Origin of the sequence: Steroidobacter sp., from assembly GCF_016790065.1 — a bacterium.
Taxonomy (GTDB): domain Bacteria; phylum Pseudomonadota; class Gammaproteobacteria; order Steroidobacterales; family Steroidobacteraceae; genus Steroidobacter.
The window spans coordinates 1-8961 of the sequence record NZ_JAEUPY010000749.1; the positions used below are offsets into that span (position 1 = coordinate 1).

The following is an 8961-nucleotide window of genomic DNA, read 5'->3' on the forward strand; positions in this document are numbered from 1 at the left end:
CTTGTCCGAACCAGACATCCGGGCTGCTCTCGAGGGTGGGGGGTGATGCGCCTCTCGCCCCAGATGCCGGCCCGTGTAGAAGATTTCGAACAGTCCTGCAGCGCCCAAGCCGCCGCCCACGCCCAAGGTGACGACGCCGTACTTGGCGCCGCGGCGCTTGCCTTCGATCAGCAAGTGACCGGTCATGCGAGCGCCCGACATGCCGTACGGGTGACCGATGGAGATGGCGCCGCCGGACACGTTGAGCTTGTCGCCGGGAATGCCGAGCTTGTCGCGAATGTAGAGCACTTGGCTGGCGAACGCCTCGTTCAATTCCCAAATGCCGATGTCGTCGACTTTCAAGCCGTGTTGCTTCAGCAATTTGGGCACCGCGAACACCGGGCCGATGCCCATCTCATCCGGATCGCAACCTGCGACCATCATGCCGAGATAGGCGCCGAGCGGTTTCAAGCCACGTTGCTCGGCTTCCTTCGCTTCCATCAACACGGCAACCGAGGCGCCGTCGGACAGCTGCGAAGCATTGCCGGCAGTGATGAACTTGCCTTCCTTGATGCGCTGACCGCCCTTGAACACCGGCTGCAGCTTCTGCAGATCGGCCAAGGTGGTTTGCGGACGATTGCCTTCATCGAGCTTGAGCGTCACTGCTTTTTCGGAAGTGGCGCCGGTCTCTTTGTCGGTGATGACCATGGTCGAGGCCAGCGGCGCGATCTCGGCGTCGTAACGTCCTTCGGATTGCGCCAACGCGGTGCGCTGTTGAGATTGCAGCGAGTACTCGTCCTGCGCTTCGCGGCTGACGCCGTAACGCTCGGCGACGATCTCCGCTGTCTCGATCATGCTCATGTAGATCTGCGGAATGTTCTTGATCAGCCACGGATCGCCGGCGCGGAACTTGTTGATCTTGTCGTTCTGAACCAGCGAGATGGATTCGACGCCGCCGCCGATGGCGACCTGCATGCCGTCGTGAACGATTTGTTTGGCGGCGGTGGCGATGGCCATCAAGCCCGACGAGCACTGTCGGTCCATGGACATGCCGGAGACCGTGACCGGCAAGCCGGCACGCAGCAGCGCCTGACGAGCGACGTTGCCGCCGGTCGAGCCCTGCTGTAAGGCGCAGCCGAGAATCACGTCTTCGACCAGTGCGCCATCGATGCCGGCGCGTTTGACCGCTTCGGCAATGGCGTGACCGGCCAGCTCTTGGCCCTGAGTGTTGTTGAACGCGCCGCGATACGCCTTACCGATTGGTGTGCGTGCGGTGGAAACGATGACTGCCTGACGCATGAATATTCCCCCGGTTCGTTACTTCAGATCCTGGAAGCGCTTGCCTGCGGCAGCGAGCTGTTCCAGCAACGGCGAAATGGTGAAGTCGGCGCCGAGCTTCGGCGCGTATTCCTTGAGCTTGGCCACCACGTTGGCCAAACCGACGGTGTCGGCATAAAACATCGGGCCGCCCCGATACACCGGCCAGCCGTAGCCGTTGATCCACACGATGTCGATGTCCGACGGTCGTAGCGCGATCTTTTCTTCCAGAATCTTGGCGCCTTCATTGATCATGGGATACAGGCTGCGCTCCAGGATTTCCTGTTCGGAGATCTGGCGCGGCGTGACGCCGGCCTTGGCGGCGAACTCCTTGACGATCTTTTCAGTGACCGGCGACGGCTTGGCATTGCGTTGCTCGTCGTAGTCATAGAAGCCCGCACCGGTCTTCTGACCGCGGCGATCCAATTCGCACAGCACTTCGCGCACCGTCGAGCTCGTGGATGTTTCTTTGCTCCAGCCGATGTCGAGGCCGGCGAGGTCGCCCATCGCGAACGGGCCCATGGGCATGCCGAACTCGTACAGCGGTTTGTCCACGTCCCAAGGCATCGCGCCTTCCACCAGCATCGCCTGTGCTTGCGACTGACGAGCCGCGAGCATGCGATTGCCGACGAAGCCGTGACACACGCCGACCAGCACGGCGATCTTGCCGATCTTCTTGGCCAGCTGCATGGAGGTGGCGACGACTTGCTTGGACGTCTTTTCGCCGCGCACCACTTCCAACAGTCGCATCACGTTGGCGGGCGAGAAGAAGTGCAGGCCGATGACCCACTCGGGGCGAGTGGTGGCGCTGGCGATCTCATTTACGTCCAGATAAGAAGTGTTGGAGGCCAGGATGGCGCCGGGCTTGGCGATCTTATCCAGCTTGCCGAACACTTCTTTTTTCACGGCCATGTTTTCGAACACGGCTTCGATGATCAGGTCGCAATCGGCCAGCTTTTCCAGCTCCAGCGTGCCGGTCAGCAGGCCGACGCGCTTTTCGACGTCCTCGGGCTTGAGCTTGCCGCGCTTCGCAGTGGTCTCGTAGTTCTTGCGAATCACGCCCAAGCCGCGGTCCAACGCTTCTTGTTTGGTTTCGACGATGGTGACCGGAATGCCGGCATTGGCGAAATTCATGGCGATGCCGCCGCCCATGGTGCCGGCGCCGATCACACCGACCTTGGCGATGGGCAAGGTCTGGACGTCATCGCCGATATCCGGAACCTTCCATACCTGGCGCTCGGCGAAGAACACGTAACGCTGCGCGGCGGACTGCACGCCGCCCATCAGTTCCTGGAACAGTTTGCGCTCGGTCTTGATGCCTTCGTCGAACGGCAGATTCACCGCTGCTTCGATACAACGGATGTTGTATTCGGGAGCCAGGAAGCCGCGGAACTTGCGAGCGTTGGCTTTGCGGAAGTCAGCGAAGATTTCCGGCTTGCTGCGCGCTGCTTCGACCTTGTCGTTCAAGTCGCGCACTTTCTTCAGCGGCCGATTTTCCGCGACGACCTTCTTCGCATAAGCAATCGCACCGGCGCGCAGTTGGCCTTCCGGAACCAACTCATCGATCAAACCAGCGGCATGCGAGGTCTTGGCATCGACATGCGCGCCCGAGGTCACCATCTCCAGTGCTTTTTCTGGACCGACGATGCGAGGCAGGCGCTGCGTGCCGCCGGCACCCGGCAACAGACCGAGATGAACTTCAGGCAGGCCGCATTTCGCCGCAGGCACTGCGACCCGGTAGTGACAACCCAGCGCAACTTCCAAACCGCCGCCGAGCGCGGTGCCGTGAATGGCGGCGATCACTGGCTTGTTGGAGTTCTCGATGGCCTCGATGACTTCGGGCAGCCACGGCGCCTTGGGCGGCTTACCGAATTCGGTGATGTCGGCGCCCGCCATGAAGGTGCGGCCATCGCAAATCAACACCACTGCTTTCACCGCAGCGTCGGCGATTGCTTGTTGCAAGCCGTTGACGATGCCTTCGCGGACCGCGTGCGATAGCGCGTTCACAGGCGGATAGTTGATTGTGACGATCGCGATCCCGTCTTCCACGGACAGGCCGGTCACGGCGTTGATTGCCCCCATCGGTGCGTCTCCTATATGCCTAGTTGATCGATCCGCGAGGCGGAATGAAGCGATCGGCGGAGTGGCCGCCGCGGCTATCGAACGTTCGCGGGGGCGGCATTATGGCGCACTTTTGCGCCTTTTACCGCAGTGCAAAGTATTCCGCACCGCGGGTTGTTTACCAATAGGTAATCAACGACTTAGCGCCGCTCGACGGCCTTGGTGGCGCTGGCAGGGTGGATTTTGCAGCCATACAGCGCCGGCTCCGCGCTGCACACATCGGCGACGCCCTGTTCCTGCCAGAACGCCGGCAGGCCCGCGGCGCTGACGATGGTTTCGAAGCGCGCATGCTGACGCAAGAATTTGGTTTGCGGCATCCACAGCACTCGCAGTGGCAGGCGCTCGCCCTGGCGTTGCAGGCGAGACATGCGATTGAAAACGAAGTCGGGTTGTTTCAATGCCGCGCCACATAGGATCTCGGTGGCGGGATCGATTTCCTGTTCGCTTGCCGCCAGCGTGACGGCCTGCAACGCCTGCGGAATGTGACGACGATTTTCCGCGGCTCGCAACAATGGCTCGCCCCAACGTGAGAAATCTTGTGAGTCCAGCGAGGCGCGCAATGTTTCTTTAGCCGCGTCGTTGTTGCCGGCCAGGATGGCTTCCAATGCTTGTACTGGCGACGGCAAGGGTTGCATGCCCGACGGCGCATCGTTGGTAGTGAGCGAGTAAGCGAAACATTCTTTCGCGCCGTAACTCTGCGGTTGCAGAGCTACAGCTTGCGCTGCGAACGGCGTGGCTTCTTTGTAACGCCCCGCATCCACCAGCAAACACGACAAGCCTTCCAGCGCTGCGGCTGCTTGCGCATCGAGCGTCAATGCACGCTGGAACTGTTCGCGTGCGGCTACCCATTCATTGCGTCGAAGATGCACCAGGCCCAGCGCCGCATGCGCGTCGGCGATTTCTTCATCGAGCGAGAGCGCGTGCTCGGCGCTGCTCTCCGCCAGTCGCGTCAACGATTTTTCATCTTCACCACCGAGGCTGAGATAGCCGGCGGCCAGTGAACCCCACGCGCGTGCGAACTTCGGGCGACTCCGAATCAATGATTCCAAACGTTCCACCGAACGTGCACGGCTCGGTGCTGTCGGCGGTTGTGTGAAGCCTGCGCTGACCGGTCCAGACCATTCGAGCGAGCTGTTGAGAAAGGTGTCGTACGCTTTGGCATCGTCGGTGCCGAGCAGTGCGACCCAATCGCCCTTGGAATGCGCGGCGTTGAGAAATCCTGGCAGCGCCGTGGCGAACGCGCTCATGGTGTCGAGCCGCGATTCATTCGGCAGCGGCAGCGGATTCTGTCGATCGACGTCGCCATCGGGGCCGATCAACGCCAACGTCGCTTGGTTGCTTTCCGAGTTCAGCGTGACCAGCAGCGTGAACACCTTCGGCGCAGCGACCGGATCGGTGACCACGCCGGTCATGTGCATCTTGCCCCGAGTCAGCAGATGGTTGAGTTCGTAGCGCAGCCACACCAGGTCGGCGTCGGGCGCTTCGCTCTTCAATTCCAGCCGCAATGGCTTGGAGGCGTGGAACTCTTCGCGCTCCGGCGTCGGAAGAATATTGGGCTCGGGCGCTTCGGGCGAGCAGCTGCGCAGCAGGGGCCAGGCGGCCAGAGCCGCGAGCACCACCAGGCCGCCGACGCGTCTGGCAGTCAGTAAACGGTTGGGGGCAGGTTTAGGTGCGTCGGTCGGTTCTTCCACGGCGGCGGTAGTTTAGTGCCGCCGTGGCACTAATCGCCAATCAGCGCCCCAATCAGCGCCATTGATTGCCGCCTTGATCCAGCACGCTCGCGAATTCGGCCCGGCGTGGCACGCCTTGGAAGGTGGAGGTACGCACGAACATCTTGGCGCGATCGGTGGCGTTGAACGAGCCGTTGAGTCCTTCGATGTGGCTGTTGGCCACGTGCACGATGGCGTCTTCGACGATCAAGCCAGTGCCCGAAGCGACCACGCGACTGTTGGTGATGTACAGCTCGCAGCCACCACGCGCGATGATGGCGTCGCCGTCGACGTAGATGTTGCGGTCGTCGAGTTTCAGCAGGCGCTTGCCTTCGCAAATGATGGGCTCGGCGGGACGTGCGCCAGTGGTGTTCGCCGAAGCCGACGCCGAGCGCGGGCCCGAACTGACGATGCTGACGCCCGGACCGGAGACGCGCAGCTGGCCGCCGCTGCGATCGATGGTGTAGTTGGACTCGGCGGCTTGTGCTCTTTCCGCAGCGGCCGCGGGCGAACTATCGACGAGTTGGGCGGGATCCTCAGGCGCGGCCGGAGACGTCGGCGGCGCTGCTGGAGCAGGAGCGGCTGGCTGTGCGACGGCCGGTGCGGGTGGCGTGCTTGCTGTGGCCGCAACCGGCGGAGCCACAGGTTCCGGTGCGGGAGCGATTGTTGGCGCTCTAAGTTGCGCGATCGGCGCGGCCGCAAGGTCATTCAAATTCAGTGTCTGGACTTGTCCGGTGATTCGATCGCGCACCGTGAACACACGCGTTTGTATGTCACTCGCCAAGACTTCATAGCGCGGATTACGTTCCAATGCGGCGCGAGCCCAGCTCAGTTCGGCGGGTTCGCTCGCCAGCATGGCGGCCGGGTCGCCGCCGCGATTGCAGGCACTGAGTCCCGCGATAGCGATACAGCTGAGCACTGCTGTGCGGATGACGAGTGACGACATTGCAGGTCTCCAGAAGCAGAACGGTATCGTCACTCCGGCGAGGACGAGAGTCCATCACTTCTGTTCGAGCGCGTTGCCGACTCGGATGTCCGATAAGAAACACCGGCAGCGATTCATGATCGCTGCCGGTCATATGTCATATGCGAAACAGGCCCAGGTCACGCCAAGCGCTTGAGTTGCTTCAGTAGTTCGGCTTCGCGTTCAGCAGTGAGGCCGGCCCGCAGCTTGGCTTTCTGATCGGCGGGCCGTTGTTCGTGCCAGGCGAGCGTGTCCTTGACGGTCGTTTCCAGATCGCGGAAACGCAGTCCTTGCGCGACGGCGCGCGCCGAGCTGACCAAGGTGGCGCCCGCTTCTTTGCCGATCGGCGGGGCCCAGATCGGAATCTCGCCGTTCTCCACCAACTTTTGTTGTTCGATGAAGCTCTGGCTGGCCCAAGTGAAAGTCGCGTTCGACTGGGAGATTCGTTTGCTGGTTTCCAGCAACTCGCCCATGGTCACGGACCCCGGCGGATTGCATAAGTTGTAACGACCGCTGATCTTGCGTTCGACACACAGGCGCATGAAGTCAGCCATGTCGCGCGCGTCGATGAACTGAACCGTATCGTTCGCTGAGCCTGGCGCGAGCACTTCGCCACCGCGAGCTACGCGCACCGGCCAATAAGTGAAACGATCAGACGAGTCACCGGGGCCGACGATGTATGAAGGACGCACGACCGCTTGGCGTGTGCCGAATGTTTGCTCGACGATGCCTTCGCACACGGCTTTGAGTCCGCCGTAATTGTCGTTGCTGATCTCAGTCGCGTCCGGCTCCTTGAGCTCGGCGAGTTTGTAATCCTCGTCGATGCCCGGTGGAGTGAGATCGGCATACGCGGAGATGCTCGACACATAGATGTAGTGCTGCGTGTGATCCTTGAGCAGCGAGGTGCTGGTCTGCAATTGCCGCGGGAAGTAACCGGAGTTGTCGACGACCACATCCCAATCGCGACCCTTCAATACATCGAGCGTGCTGTTGCGATCGCCGATCAGGGTCTCGACGTCCTTAAACAGGTCGGGAGCGCGCTTGCCGCGATTCAACAGCGTGAGTTGATGACCCGATGCACGCAGCTCACGCACCAGATGCGGGCCGCTGATGCCGGTGCCGCCGAGAATCAGGACTTTGAGCGGCTTGACCGGCGCGGCCTTGGCGGCGGCCCAGGTTTCTCCGGCCAGCAGCGTCGCTGCGCCAGCCATCAACAATGCTTCACGACGATTGATCGAGATGCTCATGGCGTTACCTTGTTTGAGTGGAGCCGCTGCCGCTCGCTGGGACCACGCTGGCCTCGCCCGGACCGGGCTTCACATATTTTTCCAGCCATTGGCGCGAGGTCTCGTACCAGAACAACGAGTTTTGCGGTTTCAGGATCCAGTGGTTTTCATCGGGGAAGTACACCAGCTTGCTGGGCACGCCGCGGTTCTGCAGGACGTTGAACAACTCCAACCCGTGGTTCACCGGCACGCGTTGATCCAGCTGGCCATGGATCACCAGCGTCGGCGTGTTGAAGTTCTCGGCGAAGGTGTGCGGCGAATTGCGTGAGAAGCGCTCGAGGTCTTGCCAGAACTCGCCATAGCGCTTTTTGTCGGCGCCATAGTCGCTGGCGTATTGAGTGTAGGAGTTGTACACAGCGGCGTGTGCCACCAGGGTTTTGAACGGATGCGGCTTGCCCAACAACGAAGACGCAAGATACCCGCCGAAGCTGCCACCGCCAGCGGCCATTCGGTCACTATCGATCCAGGGCTGGGCGCGGAACCAATCGGCCGCCTTGATCGTGTCCTCGTAGGGTAAGGCCATCCACTCCTTGGTGATGGAATCGGTCCACGCTTGGCCGAAACCGCTCGAGCCGTGGAAGTTGTGCCAGGCAGTGACATAACCCCAGTTGGCGAAAATCTGTGCGTTCCAGCGCCATTGATAGGCGTCGGTGACGCCGTTATGCGGACCCCCGTGCAAGAGCAAGTACAGCGGCCATTTACGATCCGGCGTGAAGTTGGGTGGATAGACCACCCACATCTGCACGGCTGCGTCGTTCGCGCCTTTATAGGTGACGCTTTCGACTTTGCCCGGCGTGAGTCGCGACAACACGCCGTCGTTGAAGTCGGACAGCTTGGTGGCGGCGCCGGTGCGCGCAATGATGCTGACCAGCGTCGGCGGTTCGGTGAAGCTTTGGCGCAAGCCGACGATCACCGGTCCGCTGCCGGCAATCGCCAGCGAGCCGAAGCTGCGCTCGCGCGTCACCGCTTTGGGATCGCCGCCGCCGACATCGAAGCGATAGATGCGACGCGTGCCGGCATCGTCGATGGCACCGAACAGCGAGCTGGAATCGGGCGACCACACCAGGCCGTCGGCGGAGCGATCCCAACTCTCGGTCACACTGCGCAGCTTGCTTGCCCGACGGTCATACAACATCAGTTGTGCGCGGTCGGCGTAGAAGCCTTTGATGGTCTGCCGACGGAACGCCAGCGACCGACCGTCCGGACTGTACAGCGGCACATTGTCGTCGGCGGGGTTGTCCTTGGTTAGGTTCACCAGGTTCTGCGGGCTGCCGCCCTCGACCGGCAGCGTGAAGATGTCGAAGTTCGGATCGACGCCGCTGCGGTCGATGTTGGCTGCGAAGGCCACTTCGGCAGCGTCGGGCGAGATGTCGTATGAATTGCCATCGGGTTCGGCAGCGTCGAGCGCGACGCCGGCGTCGCGCGTGATGGCTTGCGGCTCGCCGCCGTCGATGCTGATGGAATAGATGTGAGTCTGACGATCGTCGAGATAATGGTCCCAGTGACTCACCGGCGCTTTGTCCCAGACACGCGCGCTCATCTTGGCTTCGGTGCGCTCGGTCATGCGCTTGTCCATGTCGGCCCA

The 8961-nt window shown here is 61.9% G+C and carries 5 protein-coding genes and 1 pseudogene; all 6 read right to left on the reverse strand.

The window, feature by feature from the left end; all coding sequences use genetic code 11:
- Positions 1–78: 78 nt before the first annotated feature.
- A pseudogene (locus JNL55_RS30595) lies at positions 79–1278 on the reverse strand (acetyl-CoA C-acyltransferase); the annotation flags it as partial.
- Between the two features lie 18 nt (positions 1279–1296).
- Complete coding sequence (locus JNL55_RS30600) at positions 1297–3378, reverse strand: 3-hydroxyacyl-CoA dehydrogenase NAD-binding domain-containing protein (RefSeq protein ID WP_293863502.1); 2082 nt, start codon at positions 3376–3378, stop codon at positions 1297–1299.
- Positions 3379–3557: 179 nt separating this feature from the next.
- Complete coding sequence (locus JNL55_RS30605; RefSeq protein ID WP_293863504.1) at positions 3558–5108, reverse strand: tetratricopeptide repeat protein; 1551 nt, start codon at positions 5106–5108, stop codon at positions 3558–3560.
- A gap of 52 nt (positions 5109–5160) precedes the next feature.
- A complete protein-coding gene (locus tag JNL55_RS30610; protein WP_293863506.1) occupies positions 5161–6072 on the reverse strand; it encodes a hypothetical protein in 912 nt (303 codons plus the stop codon).
- Between the two features lie 158 nt (positions 6073–6230).
- Positions 6231–7337 (reverse strand): NAD-dependent epimerase/dehydratase family protein, encoded by a 1107-nt coding sequence (locus JNL55_RS30615; RefSeq protein ID WP_293863508.1) that lies wholly within the window; start codon positions 7335–7337, stop codon positions 6231–6233.
- Between the two features lie 4 nt (positions 7338–7341).
- Positions 7342–8961 (reverse strand): alpha/beta hydrolase family protein (locus JNL55_RS30620; RefSeq protein ID WP_293863510.1); only part of this gene is annotated, 1620 nt, incomplete at its 5' end.